The following is a 17,646-nucleotide window of genomic DNA, read 5'->3' on the forward strand; positions in this document are numbered from 1 at the left end:
GTACGTCCCGCAGCATCGAGAGGTCACGGGCGGGGGCGGCTTGCAGGGGACGCCGTGAATCCATCCATGGAGGCTTGGCCGCCGCATCCATGCGGCGGACACCCCTGCAAGCCGCCCCCGCCCGTGCCCCGTCATTTTTCTGTGCGTGCCAGCCACGCGATGAAAGAATAAGAAAGCGAAGCCCGCGCTGCGCGCGCGAGTCGAGCGTCGCTCGACTCTACAAAGGCTACGTGCGGGTATGGGTCTACGCTGCGGCTGTCTGGTCCGCCTAGCCGAGCACCGCAGGTCCGGCGAGCGTGAAGAGGCGCGGGTGTCTGAGCGCAGCGAGTTCCGCGCCGCCCCTCGGCGGACCGAGGAGCGCAGGGCACCGGCGCGCAGCGCCGGCTCGCGGATGGCGGCGTGTTTCTTTGGTTACTTTCTTTGCACGAGCAAAGAAAGTGACAAGCCCACTCATCGCAGGGAAGCGACGGCGCCGACCAAGCACCCGGCGCCGCCGAACCGCCGTCAGCGCAGCCGGTCCAGCGCCTCGACCAGCTCATCGGCCAGCGGCGCGTTCAGCACGTACGGGCTCTTGCCGTCGTCCAGCGCGAACTCCAGCGAGGCCGCGTGCAGGAACAGACGCTTCAGCCCGATCTGCTCACGAAGCCGCTTGTTGACCGCAGGATCGCCGTATTTGTCGTCTCCAGCCACCGGATGCCCCAGATGCTGGGCATGCACGCGGATCTGGTGGGTACGGCCGGTCTCGATGCGGACTTCGCAGTAGGAATGACCACCGCGACGCTCCAGCACACGGAAGTGGCTGATCGATTCCTTGCCGATCGCATTGACCTGCACATGGCGCTCGCCGCCCTGGCGCAGGCCCACGTGCAGCGGCGCATCGACCGTCATCACGCCGTCCGGCATGCGCCCGGCCAGCAGGGTCAGGTAGCGCTTGCGGATGCCGGCGCCGTGATCTTCACGCAGCAGCGCCTGCAGTTCGCTCAGCGCGGAGCGCTTCTTGGCCACGATCAGCAGGCCCGAGGTGTCTCGATCCAACCGGTGGACCAGCTCGAGGGTCTGGCCTGGGCGCAGGGCCCGCAGGGTCTCGATGGCACCGAAACTGATGCCGCTGCCGCCATGGCTGGCCACGCCAGTGGGCTTGTTCAGGGCCAGCAGGCGGGCATCCTCGAAGACGATGGCCTGCTCCAGGCGGCGCATGAACGCCTCCGGCGGACCGGCCTTGTCTCCCTCTTCGGTGAGACGGACCGGCGGCACACGCACCTCATCACCCGCCTCGAGCTTGCGTTCGGCCTTGGCGCGGCCACCATTCACCCGTACCTGGCCGCTGCGCACCAGCTTGTAGACCAGGCTGCGCGGGGCACCCTTCAGCTGGCCGAGCAGGAAGTTGTCCAGGCGCTGGCCGGCACGGTCGGCGGGAACGGTGATCATGCGCACGGAAGGCTTGTCGCCAGCGGGTTTGGTGGGGTCTTGGGCAGTCATCAGGCTGTTTATTCTGTTACACTCGGGGGGCGAGATAAGGGATTGATTTCGTTGGAAGTTACTCAGGGCCAGAAGCCCAGCTTCCGACGAATCCGGCACAGTGCGCGACCACCGCCCGCGGGGCGGCCATGTTAGCGGCTCACCGGCCTTCCCGGCCATCGCCGGATGCCTGACACGCAACCGTGCTGAACATGTCCCGCGTGGCGCTCCAGCCTGGCTGACAGCTGCCTGCGGCCTGTAACACCCCAAAACCCATAAGAGTGAAGCGCTCCCGCGGCCTGCCGTGGTGTCGTAGCGCTGGAAACCCAAGCCGCCCTCCCCGCGCTTGCGCGAATGGGCGGCGAACCGTGTCCAGAGGCGAAACCCCATGGCGTTCCGCGCGGTAGCCGCTTGCGAGGAACGCAACAATGAAGCGAATGCTGATCAACGCCACGCAGGCTGAAGAGCTGCGTGTTGCCATCGTGGATGGCCAGTCGTTGTATGACATCGACATCGAGCAGCCGTCGAAGGAACAGAAGAAGTCCAACATCTACAAGGGCCGGATCTTCCGCATCGAGCCCTCGCTGGAAGCGGCCTTCGTTGAATACGGTGGCGGCCGCCATGGCTTCCTGCCGCTGAAGGAAATCTCCCGCGATTACTTCCAGGCCGGTGTCGACCACAACAAGGCCGGCATCCGCGAACTGCTGAAGGAAGGCCAGGAGATCGTTGTCCAGGTCGACAAGGAAGAGCGTGGCAACAAGGGCGCCGCCCTGACCACGTTCATCTCGCTGGCCGGCCGCTACATGGTGCTGATGCCGAACTCGCCCAGCGCCGGCGGTGTCTCCCGTCGCATCGAGGGCGAAGACCGGGCCGCCCTGAAGGACGCCCTGGACAAGCTGAACATCCCCGACGACATGGGCGTGATCATCCGTACCGCCGGCGTCGGCCGCGATGCGGAAGAGCTGCAGTGGGATCTGGATTACCTGCTCAACGTCTGGCGCGCCATCGCCGAAGCCGCATTGAGCAAGCCGGCCCCGTTCCTGATCTACCAGGAATCGCGCCTGATCGTGCGCGCCCTGCGTGACTACCTGCGCGCCGACATCGGCGAGATCCTGGTGGACACCGAGGAGATGTACGAGCACGCCCGCGAGTTCATGCAGCAGGTGATGCCGCAGACCCTGCGCAAGCTCAAGCATTACAAGGACGACATCCCGCTGTTCAACCGCTTCCAGATCGAATCGCAGATCGAAGGCGCCTACGAGCGCAACGTGCGCCTGCCGTCGGGCGGCTCGATCGTGGTCGACCAGACCGAAGCGCTGACCGCCGTCGACGTGAACTCCTCGCGCGCCACCAAGGGCAGCGACATCGAGGACACCGCCTTCCAGACCAACCTGGAAGCGGCCGAGGAAGTGGCCCGCCAGCTGCGCCTGCGTGACCTGGGCGGCCTGGTGGTGATCGATTTCATCGACATGGCCTCCAACAAGCACCAGCGTGAGGTCGAGAACCGCCTGGCCAACGCGCTGAAGTACGACCGTGCGCGCGTGCAGGTCGGCCGCATCTCGCGCTTCGGCCTGCTGGAAATGAGCCGCCAGCGCCTGCGCCCGAGCCTGGGCGAATCGAGCCAGATCGTCTGCCCGCGTTGCGACGGCCACGGCCGCATGCGCAGCGTCGAGTCGCTGTCGCTGTCGATCATCCGCGTCGCCGAAGAGCATGCGATGAAGGAGAACACCGGGCAGGTGCTGGTGCAGGCCCCGGTGGAGATCGCCAATTACCTGCTGAACGAGAAGCGCAGCGCCCTGCGCGAGATCGAACAGCGCCACGAGGCGCCGATCGTGATCGTCGCCGACGAGCAGCTGCACACCCCGCACTACACCGTCACCCGCCTGCGTGAGAACGAGCTGGGTGAAGAGAGCAACAAGCCCAGCTACCAGCGCGGCACCCCGCGCAAGCTGCCGGTGCACGCGCTGACCAAGGGTCAGCTGAACATCCCGCCGCCGGCGGTGACCCAGGTCAAGCACACCTCCCCCGCCCCGGTACGCGAGGAAGTGGAGCCGGCCGCAGCGGCACCGGCCCCGGTCGTGGCAGCGCCGGTTGCAGCGGCCCCGAGCGGCGGCGTGATCGGTTGGCTCAAGCGCGTGTTCGGTGGCGAACCGGCGCCGGCACCGGCACCGGCGGCTCCGGTCGCCCGCCAGCAGCAGGACGGCGGCCGCAAGGACCGCAACAAGGATCGCAACAAGGACCGCAAGGACCGTCGCGACGACAACCGTGGCAACGGCGGCAACGGCAACGCGCAGCAGCAGAAGGACGGCGGCAACCGCAAGGAGCGCGGTGAGCAACGCAGCAAGGACGGCCGCAACGGTAACAACGGCAATGCCCAGCAGCAGCCGCAGCAGGGCAAGCAGAAGGAGCCGCAGCAGAAGGATGGCCAGCAGCAGCCGCAGCAGCAGAACAAGCCGCGCAACGAGCAGCAGGGCCAGAACCCGCAGCAGCCGAAGCTGAAGCAGCCGAAGCAGCCGCGCCCGCAGCAGGACGGTGACAAGCCGGCCGAGAAGCCGCAGCGCAACGCCGCAGAAGCACCGGCCGAAGCCGTGACCGCGGCTGCAGCCGTGGCCGCCACGGCGGTCGCTGCCAATGCGGTGACCGCGCAGGAAGCGACCGCGCCGGTTGCTCCGGTGGCCGCCGCTCCGGCGGAAGCCGCAGCACCGGTCGACACGACTGCCAACACCGCCAGCGAGGCCGAGGTGGTTGCGGTTGCCGGTGAAGAGGCTGCAACCGACGCCAATGGCGAGCAGACCGGCGAAGGCGCGACCCGCCGTCGTCGCGGCCGTCGCGGTGGCCGTCGCCGTCGTCGCGGTGGCGCCGAGAATGCCGCCGGCAGCGACGCCCTGGGCGATGACCAGGACGATGGTGACGACGGTGACGACGCCGACGGCGCCGAGCCGAGCGTCGACAGCACTGCCGGCACTGCGCCGGTCGCTGCTGCGCAGCCGGCCCGTTCGCAGCCGGAGTTCGACTTCGATGACGAAGCCGAACCGGCCGCTGCCGACGCCGCAAAGCCGGTCCGTGCTGCCGCCGCTGTTGCCGCCGCACCGGTTGCCGTGGTGAGCAGCGCTGTGGTCGAAGCCGCCGCCCCGGTCGTGGCTGAAGTGCAGGCCCCGGTCGAAGCTGCTGCGAAGACCGAAGCGGTGTCCTCGCCGGTGCAGACCAGCATGCTCGATGCCATCGACGCCGCGACCCCGGCCCAGCCGGTAGCCGCTGCCGCGCCGGTGACCGAAGCAAAGCCGGTCGCGGTTGAAGCCGCCCCGGTGGTTGAAGCCGCTCCGGTGATCGAAGCGAAGCCGGCGGCGGTCGAGGCTGCGCCGGTGGTTGAAGCCAAGCCGGTGGCCGTTGAGGCCGCACCGGTGGTTGAAGCCAAGCCGGTGGCCGTTGAGGCCGCGCCGGTGGTTGAAGCCAAGCCGGTGGCCGTTGAGGCCACGCCGGTGGTTGAAGCCAAGCCGGTCGTCGAGCCCGTCGTGGCCGCCGAACAGTCGGTCGCTCCGGTGGCGGTGGAAGCCGCGCCGATCGAGGCCGCTGCCCCGGTCGCCGAAGCGGTGGTGACGCCGTCGATCGACCCGGTCGCCGATGGCCATGCCGACGCTGCGGCCCAGGCCGCAGAAGCCAAGACCGATGAAGAAGACGAAGAGGCCGCCAAGCGCACGCCGCCGGCGAACTGATCGCTCCTTGATCGCGTGAAACGAAACGGCGGGGATCAATGATCCCCGCCGTTTTTGTGTGTGCGTTTGGCGCTGGCTTCGCTTTGGTAGAAGCCAACCTTGGTTGGCGCCGTTGATTGAGTGCACGTGGACACGCACGCGCCAACCGAGGTTGGCACCTACCAGGGCACACCCCGCACACGGTCACTGCTTTGGTGGAGGCCAACCAGCGCACAACCCGCGCACGGTCACTGCTTTGGTGGAGGCCAACCAGCGCACAACCCGCGCACGGTCACTGCTTTGGTAGAGGCCAACCTTGGTTGGCGCCGTTGATTCAGTGCACGCGGACACGTTCGTGCCAACCAAGGTTGGCACCTGCCGGAGCCTGCTCCGTCAGGGCTTCGGTGCGAACTGCAGGCGGGTCCACACGCCGTAGTGGTCCGAGGCCCAGCGTCCGCTGTCATCGGGCTGGTCGAACAGCAGCTTCGCCTCACGCGCGACCATCTCGTCCTGCTGGAAGAAGATGTGGTCGATCCGCGAAGGCGCCTGGTAATAGTGGCGGTTGAGCGTACTGACCCCGGACAGGTCGGTGTTGACGTGCACGCTGCCGTAGCTGTCGCCGTAGTGGCTGCGCAGCTCGCTCAGGTCGCCGGCATCCACCAGCGCATTGAAGTCGCCCGCGATCACCACCGGCGCACCGGCCGACGTCGTGGTGATGAAGCGCAGCAGGTCCTCGACCTGGGTGCGACGGATGCGCTGCCCACTCTCATCGCTGCGCTCGTTCAGATGCGTGGCGTAGACGTTCACCGGCATACCGTCGACGTCGATGCGCAGGTGAGCCACGGTGCGGTAGTCGTCCAACGGCAGCAGCAGATGATCCCCCTGGGCGAGGATCGGCCGCCGGGTCAGCAGCGCATTGCCGTAGCGCTTGGGTGCCCCGACCGGATCGGTGGACACGAACACGTACTTGTAGCCGAGTTGGCTGGCCAGCCATTGCGCCTGGTTTCGCACGTCGCGGCGCTGGATCACCTCCTGCAGGGCAACCGCATCCGGCTGCAGGCGCTTGAGCTCGGCCAGGATGGTGCGGCGCCGGCTCGGCCAGTCTTCGCGGTCATGATGCAGGTTGAAGGTGACCATGCTCATGCCCGCTGCGCTGGCAACGTCGGGCGCCGCGTTCGCGGCAGCCGGCTCGGCCGCCATCACCGCGCTCGGCACTGCCAATGCAATTGCCAGCCCCAGGGCACGCACCGACGTGCGCACCCCTGCCCCCTGTTGCTTCATCGTTACTGCCCCTTGCGTTCGGCTCGGCGCACTGCGCTCGGTACGTCGATCTCAACCCGCGCCGGCAGCTGGTGCACGTGCAGTTCCTTGTTGACCCACTCGGCTGCTTCGCCGTTGATACTCGCCTCGCCCGGATCACCGGCGTATGGCCACGGCAACACCACGCCTCCCACCGGTGGCACCAGGCCCGGCTGCACCTCCAGCACCAGCTGCTTGTCGCTGCGCTGCAGGCGGTAGTTGAGCTGGCCCTGCGGCGTACGCAGGCCTTGCACGGCGATGCCCTCGCCCTGCAGCCACGCGGTCGGTACGCCGGCGGCCAGCACCAGTGACTCGTCCATGTCGCGGTTGTAGGCGAACATGTCCAAGGCCGAGCGCACGAAGTCCGAGGCCACCCAGGCATGCGGCAGGTCACCGACGAAGAACGGCCTGCGCGGCGTGCGCGAAACTACTTCGGCCCACTGGTTCCAGGCCTGCGGTGCGCGGTCCTTGAAGAAGAACTCGGTGGCCTGCCAAGCGCGATCGCGCCAGCCCAGGCGCACGAACGCGGCCACGTTGCGCCACTCGTACGGGGTGTAGTCCTTCCACTCGCGCTTGCCGTCGCGACGGGCAACGAACTCGTTCCAGTAGCGTTCGAAGGTCGCCTCCAGCGCCTGCTGCGGCAACCTGCCCTGTTCGCCGCCCGGGGCCAGTGCGATGGTCGTCGACGTCGCGTCGAAGTCACCCAGCTCGGCCGAGCCCGGCAGGTAGTCGATGTTGTGCTGCTGCATCGCCGACAGCAGCGAGGCCTGCAGGTCATCACGGAACTGGTCACGCGATTCGGCGATCTGCATCGCCTCGACCTTGCCCAGCTGGGTCGCCAGCAGGGCCGCGTCCTTGTAGCCGCGCAGTGCCCAGAAGTTGTCCCAGTACGAGTGCATCGGCTTGGCCGAATAGCCTTCGTGGCTGATCGAGGCCGGCATCATGCCGTAGAAGGCCGGGTTGCGTGCGCGGTTCTCCTCAGTGCGCTCGCTGGCGCGCAGCTGCTCCATGTAGCCGTAGGCGCCCTGCACATGCGGCCACATCAGCTCGGTGAAAGTGCTGTCGCCGGTGTAGCGCCCGTACTCGGCGATGCTGTAGATCAACTCGCCATGGCTGTCGTTCTCCGGCACCGGGTCGCTGCCGCGGGCATCGACGCAGCACGGCACCTTGCCGTTCTCGAACTGATACGGCGCATACCAGTTGATGTAGTCGCGCACCGCATCACTGCGGCCCATGCGCAACAGGCCCTCGGAAATCATCGCGCCATCGCGGATCCAGCTGCGCGCATACGAACGCGTGCCCGGCTGCAGGCGTGGGCCGACGCGCGAGATCAGCATGTGCGCGACCGCGGTGCGCAGGGTATCCACCAGCGCCTGGCCCGCAGCCGGCACCTGCAGCGAGACCACGCCCAGCTTCTTGCGCCACTGCTCGGCCACCTGCGCCTGCGCCTTGGCCACGTCCAGCGCCTGCGGTGCCCAGCCACCGGTCTGTGGCAGCACCACCGCCACTTCACGGCTCTGGCCGGGCTCCAGCTTGATCGTGTACATCAGCGCACCCGACGCCATGCCGGTGCTGTCCTTCACCGCTGTGGTCGCCGGGTACGTGCCGCTTTCCAGATGCATCGCATCAAGCTTGCCGTCGAACGTACTGGCAAAGCGCGCGTCCGGCACCTGCAGCGGGTAGATGCGCGGCTCACCGTTGACCCGCACCAGCTGCTCACCCACGTCCAGTGCATCGATGCGGCTGAAACCACCGACGGTGTTGAGGAACTGGGTGGGCGGGTTGACCTGCCACGGGCGGATCGCCAGCGCCAGGGTGTACTCGTGCGCGACCTTGTCCGGATTGCTCAGGCGGTAGCGGCCGATCAGCTGCGCGCGCTCCGGCGTACCCTGCACGAAGCTGGTCACTGCCAGGCCGACCTTCTCATGCACCCAGTCGACGTTGGCGATCGGCAGGTAGTGATCCTGCAGCGACTGGGTGATGGCCACCTTCGACCAGTCCAGAAGCTTGCCATCGAGGCGGATGAACGGCTCGATGCTGAAGCTGCCCTTGGCCGGCTCCAGTGCGCCATCCTCGCTGATCAATGCCTGTTCCTGGCCACCATCAAGGCCGAGCAGGGTCCAGTACGGCTGCTCGCCCACATAGGCACGAGGCAGCGAGCCCCGTGGCAGGTCGGCGGCGACCGAGGACAGGAATGCGTTCGGGGTGGAAGCAAAGGCCAGCGGCTTGAGCGCGATGTCGCGGATGCCGTAGCGCCAGTTCGGGCCGTCCTGCAGATCGAAGCGCACGTAGCGCGCATCGGTGTCCGGCAGCGCCAGCCAGTCGCGGCCACCGGCACCACTGGTGACTTCGCGCACGGTGCGCCAGTCGCGGCCATCCTCGGAGGTGCGCACGGTGTAGCGGCGGGCTTCCAGGTTCGGCAGCCAGTCGATCACCGCACCACCGATCTCGCGGCTCTTGTGCAGGTCCAGGCTGATGGTCTGCTGCTTGACGCCACCGCTGATCCAGAACGTATCGCTCTTGCCGTCGATCATGCGGTCCTGCAGCGCGGTGGCGGTATCGGCGATCACCGACGGCACCAGCGCCGAGTCATCCTGGACTGGCAGGCCCTGCAGGGTCAGCTTGTCGAAGCACACCGTGCCGCGGCCGCCGACCTTGCTGTAGATCGTGAACTCGACCGCAGCGCTGCGTGCCATCTCCTTCTCGGGAGACGGCCCCCACGCCTTGTCGATCTGGCGACGGCGATACTCGACCGGCGTCCACGCCTTGGGGAAACTGTAGCCGGGACGATTGACCCACCAGACGTTGTCGCCGCTGGCATCGATCAGCTTGAACTGCAGGTCGTTGCCCGGTGAATCACCGCGCAGCTGGAAACCGAAACGGTAATTGACCGGGTAGTCGATGTTCAGCGCGCGGCGGATGCCGACGTAACCGGAGACATCGTGGAAGTCATAGTCCAGGCACAGCGCGCGGCCACCACCGGCGCCGCTGACCGGTCGCAGCGATCCGCTGACCTGGTCGGACAGCACCAGCTTCCAGGCTGCGATGTCGTCGAAGTCGTCCAGCACCTTCGGTGCCGGCAGCGCCGGTGGTGCGGCGATCGCCAGGGAGGTCCACAACAGGCCCAGTCCAACGGCGATCGCTCGCTTCATCCTTTGACGCTCCCCAGCAACAGACCTTGGATGTAGTACCGCTGCAGCACCAGGAACAGCGCCAGCACCGGAACCACGGTGACCACCGCGCCGGCCATCATCATTTCCACGTCCATGATGTGCTCGCGCGAGAGGGTGGCCAGCGCCACCGGCAAAGTGTAGTGCTCCTGGTCGGTCAACACGATCAACGGCCACATGAAATCGTTCCATGCGCCCATGAAGGTGAAGATCGCCAGGGTCACCAGCACCGGCTTGAGCATCGGCAGCACGATCTGGAAGAAGATCCGCAGCTCCCCTGCCCCGTCGATGCGGGCCGCTTCCAGCAGTTCGTCAGGAATGGAACGCGCGTACTGGCGCACCAGGAAGATGCCGAACACGCTGGCCAGCGCCGGCACGATCACGCCGCCGAAACTGTTGACCAGACCGAGCTGTTTCATCAACAGGAACAGCGGCAGCATCGCCACCTGGGCCGGAATCACCAGCGCCGCCATCAGCACCTGGAACAGGCGCTCGCGGCCGACGAAGTTCAGCTTGGCGAAGGCATAGCCGGCCATGGTGTTGAGCAGCAGCGAACCCAGGGTGATGCCGACCGACACCAGCAGGCTGTTGGCGAAGTTGCCGCCCATGCCGGTGCGCGCGAACAACTCATGGTAGTTGCGCGTGGTGATGCTGGACGGCAGCAGCGGCGGCGGGAAATGGGTCGCCTCGCCCTGTGGCATGAACGAAACCGAGAGCATCCACAGCAGCGGTGCCAGGCTGACCAGGGCCAGCACCAGCAACGCACCATTGATCAACCACGGGTACCAGCGCGACTGGCCGATTTCACGACTCATACCAACTGCCTCTTGCGGCCGAAACGCAGCATCACGGTGGTCACCGCCAGGATGATCAGGAACAGCAGAAACGCCACCGCGGAGGCGCGTCCCAGGTTCCACCACTTGAAGCCTTCCTCGAACATGAAATACAGCACGCTGACGGTGCTCTGCAGTGGGTCGCCGCGGGTCATCACATACGGTTCGGCGAACAGCTGGAAGTAGCCGGACACGGTGATCACGCCGACCACCAGCAGCACCGGGCCGAGCATCGGCAGGGTGATGTGCAGGAACTGCTTCCAGCGCGAGGCACCGTCGATGCGGGCGGCCTCGTACAGGTCATGCGGGATGGCCTGCAGGCCGGCCAGGAAGATCACCATGTTGTAGCCGAAGTTCTTCCATACTGCGAACAGCATGATGGTCGGCATCGCCCAGTTGGGATCACCCAGCCAGTCGATCGGGCTGATGCCCAGGTGGCCCAGGCCGTAGTTCACCAGGCCGTAGCTGGTATGGAACAGGTAGCGCCAGATCACCGCCACTGCCACCAGTGTGGTCACCACCGGCGCGAACAGCGCGGTGCGGAACAGCGCCTTGAAACGCGCGGCAGGTGCATTCAGCAGCATCGCTGCGCCCAGCGACACGCCGATCGACAACGGCACGCCGATCAACACGAAGTAGGTGGTGTTCCACAGCGACTTCCAGAACATCGGCGTCTGCAGCAGATCGATGTAGTTGCCGAGGCCGACGAAGCGCAGGTTGCTGCTGTCGGCCAAGGCATACAGGTCGAAATCGGTCACGCTCAGCGCCAGCGCCGAGGCGACCGGCAGGCCGAAGAACATGCCCAGCACGATCAGCGAGGGACCGGCGAAAACCCAGCCGGCAAGCGAGGTACGTTTCATTGCGCGCTCCCGGCGGCCACGGCACTGCTCGATTGCGGCGACGGCACGCGCTGCTGCAGGCGTTGTTGTTCATGCATCCAGCGGCGCTTGGCCAGCACCTTGTCCACGCGCTGGTCCAGCTCTTCCACGGCCTTGTCCTGCGCCAGGCCACCACGCACCACCTTCTCGGTGACGATGCGCATTTCCTGCACGATGCGCTCCCACTCAAGCACCTTCGGTGTCGGCTTGACCCGCTCCAGCTGGTCACGGAACGCAGCGGCCAGCGGATCGTTGGCCAGCGACGGCGCGTTCCAGGTACTGCGGCGCGGCGGCAGGTCGCCGATGATCGAATGGAAGCGCGCCTGGATTTCGGGTCGCGACAGGAACTCGATCAGCTTCCACGACGCCTCCTTCTGCTGCGACTTGCGGAAGATCACCAGGCTGGTACCACCGGCAATACCGGCGCCCGGGCCGTCCGGACCCGGCAGCGCGGCCGTACCCCACTGCCCTTCCAGTTCCTTCGGCTGCAGCTTCTTGAACTCACGGATGTTCCACGGGCCGGAAATGTAGAACACGTTGAAGCCGCGGAAGAACTCATCCCAGACGTTGGAGATCTGCGTCTCGGACATCTTCGGCGCCCAGCCCTGCTCGAACATGTTGGCGTAGAAGGCCAGCGTGCGACGGAAGCCCGGGCTGGCGAAATTGCCGCGGGTGTCGTCGTCGCGCAGCAACGGATCAGGCTGCTGCAGTGCCAGCGAAAGCTGCTGCTCGAACTCGTTGATCGGCATCAGCACCGCATAGCGGTTCGGGCCCTGCATGCGCTTGATCGCCGCCATCTGCTCGTCCCACTCCTGCCAGGTGCGCGGCGGGTGGTCGTAGCCGGCCTTGGCCAGCAGGTCCTTGCGGTAGTAGATCAGGCGGGTATCGACATACCACGGCACGCCTACCAGTTCGCCGTGGATCACATTGGTATCCCAGATGCCCTGGAAATAGTCCTTCGGGTCGACCACGGACGAACGCTGCACGAACGGCTGCAGCGGCGTCAGCGCGTCCAGTTCGGCGAACTCCGGCACCCAGGTGTTGCCCAGCTGGCACACGTCCGGCAGGCCGTCCGCGGCGAACGCGGTCAGCAGCTTCTCGTGCGCGGCGGTCCACGGAATGTTCTGCACATCCACCTTGATGCCCGGATTCTCGGCCTCGAATTCATGGATCAGCTCGCTGACCACCTCGGCTTCGCGGCCCATCGCCCAGAAGCGCACGGTGGTGGTGCCCGGTTCGGTACGGGCGCAGCCGGCCACGGCCAACACGGCCAGGGCAGGCAGCGCCCAGCGGCGCAGGCGGTCGATCCAGTTCGGCATCGGGTTACTTGCCCTGGCCTGTATTGCGGTTGGCATTGTTCTTCTGTTCCTGCGCGGCAGCCGCGCGTGATTCGGCGATACCCACCGCGCGTGCCGCCGCGGCCTTTTCGTCTTTCTGCAGTTCCAGCGGCTGGAACGAACCTTCCGGTGCCAGCCAGCCACCGCTGAACCCGGCCCGTTCCAGGCCCTTGCGGATGTACGGGTTCTTCTTCATCACTTCCCAGACGAAGTCATCGCGGTAGTTGGCGATCATGGTCAGGATCGGGCCTTGGTCGATGGCGATGTAATCGCTGGCGACCCAGCCGCGATCCGGCACCAGGCGACCGGTCTTGATCGGGATGTCGTAGTTGAAGCTGGGGTTGAACGAATCCAGGAAACCGTAGCTGGAATAGATGTAGTCGCCGTAGCGCTTGTGCATTTCCAGCGTGGCCGGGATCACCTGCTCAGGTGCGAACACCACCGAGGCGATCGCGGCGGTGGGGGCAATGGTGCCGTCATCGAAGTTCTCGCGCAGGCCGGCGCCGCGCGAGGAGTAGTGGCGGAACTGGCGCTGCTCGCCGCGGTACTCCTGGGTGGTGTTCTGCGGGCCGTCGCTGGCGGTCAGGCCCCATACGTTCTCGCCATAGTCCTTCCACTGCATCGGGTTGGCGATGGCGTACTCGCGCTGGGCCAGCGCAGCCGAGCGGCTGTTGAGGAAGTAGGTGCTGCCGCGCTCGCGCATGTACGCGTCCTGGATATCGCGGAAGTCGATCCAGACATGGCTGTACTGGTGGCCGAACAGCGGGCCGAAGGACAGGTATTCCTGGCCCTGGTAGACGCCCCAGTCGTTGTCGTAGGTGCGCGTCCACACCGTCCACGCATCCGGGCTGACCGGGTGCGTCGGCGACCCCAGGGCGAGGATGTAGACCATCATCGCCTCGTTGTAGCCCATCCAGTCGTGGTCGATGAAGCCGCTCTCCGGGAACCAGCCCATCGAGATCAGCGGCGCACGCTGCTGCAGCCACGGCCAGTCGACCTTCTTGTACAACGTGTCGGCGATCTGGCGGATCTCCTTCTCGCGCGGATCGTCACCGTCGTAGTACGACTGCGCGAACAGCACGCCCATCATCAGCAGCGCGGTATCCACCGAGGACAGTTCAACCCAGCTGTCGTAGCGACGCCCTTCCTGCATGTCCAGGAAGTGGTAGTAGAAACCCTTGTAGCCGGCCTTGCCGGTGCGCTGCGGGCCCATCGGCACGTCGCGGAAGAACTTCAGCGTGGTCAGGGTGCGGTCGATCGCCTGGTTGCGGCTGACCCAGCCGTTCTCGATGCCGATCGGATAGGCGGTCAGCGCGAAGCCGACCGAGGCGATGCTGGCGAACGGCCGCGACGGATAGCGGTCCGGGGTCAGGCCGTTGATCTCGTTGGTGGTATCCCAGAAGAACTGGAAGGTACGGCGCTCGATGTCATCGAACAACGGCGGCAGCACCGGCTTCATCGGCCGCGGCGGTGCGTCGGCCTCGATCAGGATCACCGGCGGCCGCGGCTTGGCAGGTTCCTGCTGGGCCGGCTGGCAGGCGGCCACGGCCAGGCTCAACGCTGCGGCGGACAACAGATGGCGTGCCTGCATGGCGCGATTTCTCCGGTGGTCTGATCGATGGGAAAGCATACCGTCCAATGATCTGAAATCGTTTACAAGATGCGTTCTGAAAAAACCACGAAAAACGTGGTTTGACACCGCGATCATTGCCCATGCCGCTGCCGCCTGGCCGGCAGCGGCATGGGCAATGGACCGGCACGGGGCCGGCCATTGCCTTTTTTCTTCCTGCCGATGCCGCCGGCGGAGCGGCGGCATCGGGGTATTGCTTCAGGCGGATCCGCTTAGAAGCGGAAGCCCACTTCGGCCTTCACCTGACGCGGGGTACCGATCACATCGCCGGTCTCGTTGTAGCTCACCAGCAGCTTGCCATCGCTCTTCACGTAGTTCAGGTTCGAGAAGTTGTCGAAGTTGAGCACGTTGATGATGTCGATACGCGCATACAGCTCGGTATCGCCGGCCAGCTTGAAGGTCTTGGTCGCCTGCAGGTCCAGCGAGCGGTAGCCGAAGATCTTGCCACCGAGCAGGAAGCGGCCATTGCCACCCGGAGTACCCGCGGCCGGAGTCGGCAGGCAGTTGGCAGTGCCAGCCTGCGCGATGCAGGACCAGTCATTGCCCGGGGTAGGCGTGGCCAGGGTCAGCTTGCCACCAAAGGTGATGCCCCAGAAGCCGTCATACGAGCCGGTGACCACCAGGCGATGGCGCGGCGCGCCGTTGGACTTGATGGTCGGGTACTCACCGATGGTGCCGCGATCGAACGAGTAATGCTCGTTGATGTTTCGGTTGTGACGCGCGTTGGTCCAGGTATAGGCGATCGAGGTGCCCCAACCGCTTTCCTTGCTGTACGGCTTCTGCGCCGACAGCAGCACCTGGGTGGAACGGGTCTTGATGCCCTGCTGGCCGATGATCAGGCTGCCGAAGCCCGGAATGTTGCAGTTCCACGGCTGGCCGTAGGTCGGCTCCTTGGCACCACACAGCATCTGGTTATCGAAGAAGTTGCCGTTGTTGAAGCGGTTGCCCAGGGTGAAGGCGAACCCATCATAGGTCAGCGTGCGAGAAATCGTCGCGTCGGTCAGCCACTCACCGAACTGGTTGCTCATGCCCAGGCTGAACTGGTCGGCGTACGGCACCTTCATGTTGTTGTTCAGCAGATCGACTTCCATGCCTTCATTGCTGGTGGAACCCAGCAGTGCCTGCACGTTCTCGATGCCGTTCATCAGGTTCGGGTTCCAGTCAAAGCACGGAGTCTGGCCGTACATGCAGTTGCCGGTGGCCGGGTTGCGGAAGTAAACGGTCGGCTGCGGCAGTGCCAGCTTGGTGGTTTCCAGTGCCAGGTTGTCGAACAGGTCGCGGTCATAGGAACGGCCGGCGCCACCATGGAACACGTGCCGTTCGTCGGCATTGACGTCATACGAGAAGCCCAGGCGCGGCTGCCAGGCGTTCTTGAAGTTCTTGCGGTTGTGGCCGGTGCTGATGTAGTCGTTGACGTTCAGCCCGCTGAGCGCCAGCGTCTGCGCATAGGTCTGGGACACGCCCGCCGGCGCGTTCGGATCCTGCGAGAACAGCGCCTTCACTACCTCCGGCGGGGTCACGAAATCGGTGTAGACCGGGTTCTTTTCGTAGTCCCAGCGCAGGCCGATGTTCAGCTGCAGGTGATCGTTGACCTGCCAGTCATCCTGGATGAACAGGCCAATCTGCTTGACCTTGGCACGCACCTCGGACTGCACGCCGGTGACGCCGGTGCTGGCCTTGGTGAACTGCGCCTTATACGGCGTGCTCGAGGGGAACGCCGGGTTGTCGATGGTGTAGGAGAACTGAGGGTTGATCTGCGCCGCGTCGGAAGCGTACAGGTCGATCTGCTTGTACTTGGCGCCCATCTTGATGGTGTGGTCACCCGCCCACTGCAGGCCGTCCAGGGTCAGGTTGTCCTCGATCGCCCAGCCCTTCTGGCCCTTCACCTGCGAGGCGAAGGCATCAGCCGCGCCAACCTGGACGAGTGTCTTCTCCTGCGGGCGGTTGGCGTCCGAGTCGCCGAAATCCGGTGCGGTGTAGATGATGCCGTTGCCCATGGTCAACGGCAGCGGATTGTTGAAGGCCTCCTCGTGGGTCACCATCAACTCGTTGTAGAAACGCTCACCGCTGTGGTTCCAGCGCAGCGCATAACGGCGGTCGGTGTTGTCCACGACCTTGCCGTGTACCTTCGCGGTCTGGCCACTGAACTGCTGCTGGGTTTCGTCGCGGTCCTGGAAGGTCAGTTCGATGCGATCGTTGTCAGTCGGCTCGAAGTCGATCTTGGCGAAGATCAGGTCCTGCTGGAACGGCTGGCTGGCCGGGCCGAGACCTGCGAGACCATCGGCGGGCAGATTGGCGGCCGACGGAGTGACGGCACCGTCCGGCGCGATGGTCACCGGCAGATCGAAGCGCTTGGCTTCGTAGGTGACGAAGAAATGGGCCTTGTCCTTGATGATCGGGCCACCCAGCGCGAAGCCGTATTCCTTCTCGGCCGAGTCTTCCTTGCTCTTGCCCGGCTGGCGTTCGGCCGGGGTCATCGCACGCATGCTTTCGTTGGTATAACGGTAGAAGGTCTCACCCTTGAACTCGTTGGTACCCGACTTGGTCGCAGCCGTGATCGCGGCGCTGGACACCTGGCCGTACTCGGCCTTGTAGTTGCCGGTGATGACCTTGTACTCACCGATGGCCAGCTGCGGGAACGGGTTGCCCGCACTGCCGGACTGGCCGGAGATGCCGCCACCCTTCACGTAGCTCTTCTGGCCCACACCATCGATATAGACGTTGGTGCCGTCGGAGTTGGTGGCACCGCCACGCAGCGAGGTGTTGCCCTTGGCATCGCGGGTGAAGATCATGCCCGGCACCGCGTCGGCGAACTCCAGGAAGTTGCGCGAGACCTGCGGCGTGGTCTGGATCTGCTGCAGGCTGACGGTCTTGCCGACTTCGGACGTGCGCACTTCCTGCAGCAGGGTCGGTGCGACAACGTTGACGGTGTCCAGGTTGGTGGCCGCGGTCGAACCCGGGGTGCTGCTGGCGGCACCGGCGAAGTTCAGGGTAGCAGTCGAGGCCACAGTGACGGTGACCTTCTGCGACTGGCCGTTGGCGACCACGTCATAGGTGCCCGGGTCCAGGCCCATCAGCGAGTAGCTGCCATCGGCACGGACGGTGCCGCGACGGACGGTGCCTGTGGCCAGGTTGGTGGCGGTCACTTCGGCGCCGGCCTGGGCGCCGGAAACCTGGCCGCGCAGGCTGGCATTGGCCGACTGCGCCATGACGTTCGGAGCGGCGGCCAGCATCAGGCAGCTGACCAGTGCGGTGCTCAGCAGCCGGCGCGCCGGCGTGCGGAAGGTGGTGTGCATCATCAACTCAATCTCCGGGTGGCGGTAACCGCTCGCGCGGTCCCTGCGATCAA

Annotated in this window: 9 protein-coding genes; 1 reads left to right on the forward strand and 8 read right to left on the reverse strand. The window is 65.8% G+C overall.

Features of this window, described 5'->3' with window-relative positions; all coding sequences use genetic code 11:
• Positions 1–504: 504 nt before the first annotated feature.
• Positions 505–1,479: an RluA family pseudouridine synthase gene (locus ACZK4Z_RS15020; protein ID WP_049401092.1), complete on the reverse strand. Its 975-nt coding sequence runs from the start codon at positions 1,477–1,479 to the stop codon at positions 505–507.
• 407 nt (positions 1,480–1,886) lie between these two features.
• Here ACZK4Z_RS15020 and rne point away from each other — a divergent pair, with 407 nt between their 5' ends.
• A complete protein-coding gene (rne, locus tag ACZK4Z_RS15025; RefSeq protein WP_125894419.1) occupies positions 1,887–5,171 on the forward strand; it encodes a ribonuclease E in 3,285 nt (1,094 codons plus the stop codon).
• Between the two features lie 372 nt (positions 5,172–5,543).
• On the opposite strand, the gene ACZK4Z_RS15030 is transcribed toward rne, so the two are convergent.
• The 7 genes from ACZK4Z_RS15030 to ACZK4Z_RS15060 all read right to left on the reverse strand — a co-directional run bounded on the left by ACZK4Z_RS15030 (position 5,544) and on the right by ACZK4Z_RS15060 (position 17,596).
• Entirely contained in the window at positions 5,544–6,431 is an 888-nt protein-coding gene (locus ACZK4Z_RS15030) for an endonuclease/exonuclease/phosphatase family protein (RefSeq protein ID WP_125894421.1), read from the reverse strand.
• Between the two features lie 2 nt (positions 6,432–6,433).
• On the reverse strand, positions 6,434–9,601 hold the full coding sequence (locus tag ACZK4Z_RS15035; protein WP_125894423.1) for a discoidin domain-containing protein: 3,168 nt from the start codon (positions 9,599–9,601) through the stop codon (positions 6,434–6,436).
• A complete protein-coding gene (locus ACZK4Z_RS15040; RefSeq protein ID WP_006378064.1) occupies positions 9,598–10,434 on the reverse strand; it encodes a carbohydrate ABC transporter permease in 837 nt (278 codons plus the stop codon). The genes ACZK4Z_RS15035 and ACZK4Z_RS15040 overlap by 4 nt, the downstream gene beginning before the upstream one ends.
• The gene (locus ACZK4Z_RS15045; RefSeq protein ID WP_032129770.1) at positions 10,431–11,312 is read right to left on the reverse strand and encodes a carbohydrate ABC transporter permease; all 882 of its coding nucleotides are present in this window, start codon (positions 11,310–11,312) and stop codon (positions 10,431–10,433) included. Before ACZK4Z_RS15045 ends, ACZK4Z_RS15040 begins: the two co-directional genes overlap by 4 nt.
• On the reverse strand, positions 11,309–12,649 hold the full coding sequence (locus tag ACZK4Z_RS15050; protein WP_032129771.1) for a sugar ABC transporter substrate-binding protein: 1,341 nt from the start codon (positions 12,647–12,649) through the stop codon (positions 11,309–11,311). Before ACZK4Z_RS15050 ends, ACZK4Z_RS15045 begins: the two co-directional genes overlap by 4 nt.
• Positions 12,650–12,653: 4 nt before the next feature.
• Positions 12,654–14,258, reverse strand: a complete 1,605-nt coding sequence (locus tag ACZK4Z_RS15055) for a glucoamylase family protein (protein WP_032129772.1) — start codon at positions 14,256–14,258, stop codon at positions 12,654–12,656.
• Between the two features lie 251 nt (positions 14,259–14,509).
• The gene (locus ACZK4Z_RS15060) at positions 14,510–17,596 is read right to left on the reverse strand and encodes a TonB-dependent receptor (RefSeq protein WP_049401101.1); all 3,087 of its coding nucleotides are present in this window, start codon (positions 17,594–17,596) and stop codon (positions 14,510–14,512) included.
• Between the last annotated feature and the right edge of the window lie 50 nt (positions 17,597–17,646).

It is taken from the genome of Stenotrophomonas sp. 71799_Sma, from assembly GCF_056482505.1.

Bases quoted from the DNA above. Each gene is read 5' to 3' on its own strand.
- ACZK4Z_RS15055 (WP_032129772.1), bottom strand. From the start codon at position 14,258: ATGCAGGCACGCCATCTGTTGTCCGCCGCAGCGTTGAGCCTGGCCGTG.
- ACZK4Z_RS15035 (WP_125894423.1), bottom strand. From the start codon at position 9,601: ATGAAGCGAGCGATCGCCGTTGGACTGGGCCTGTTGTGGACCTCCCTG.
- ACZK4Z_RS15020 (WP_049401092.1), bottom strand. From the start codon at position 1,479: ATGACTGCCCAAGACCCCACCAAACCCGCTGGCGACAAGCCTTCCGTG.
- ACZK4Z_RS15060 (WP_049401101.1), bottom strand. From the start codon at position 17,596: ATGATGCACACCACCTTCCGCACGCCGGCGCGCCGGCTGCTGAGCACC.
- ACZK4Z_RS15050 (WP_032129771.1), bottom strand. From the start codon at position 12,649: ATGCCGAACTGGATCGACCGCCTGCGCCGCTGGGCGCTGCCTGCCCTG.
- rne (WP_125894419.1), top strand. From the start codon at position 1,887: ATGAAGCGAATGCTGATCAACGCCACGCAGGCTGAAGAGCTGCGTGTT.
- ACZK4Z_RS15030 (WP_125894421.1), bottom strand. From the start codon at position 6,431: ATGAAGCAACAGGGGGCAGGGGTGCGCACGTCGGTGCGTGCCCTGGGG.
- ACZK4Z_RS15040 (WP_006378064.1), bottom strand. From the start codon at position 10,434: ATGAGTCGTGAAATCGGCCAGTCGCGCTGGTACCCGTGGTTGATCAAT.
- ACZK4Z_RS15045 (WP_032129770.1), bottom strand. From the start codon at position 11,312: ATGAAACGTACCTCGCTTGCCGGCTGGGTTTTCGCCGGTCCCTCGCTG.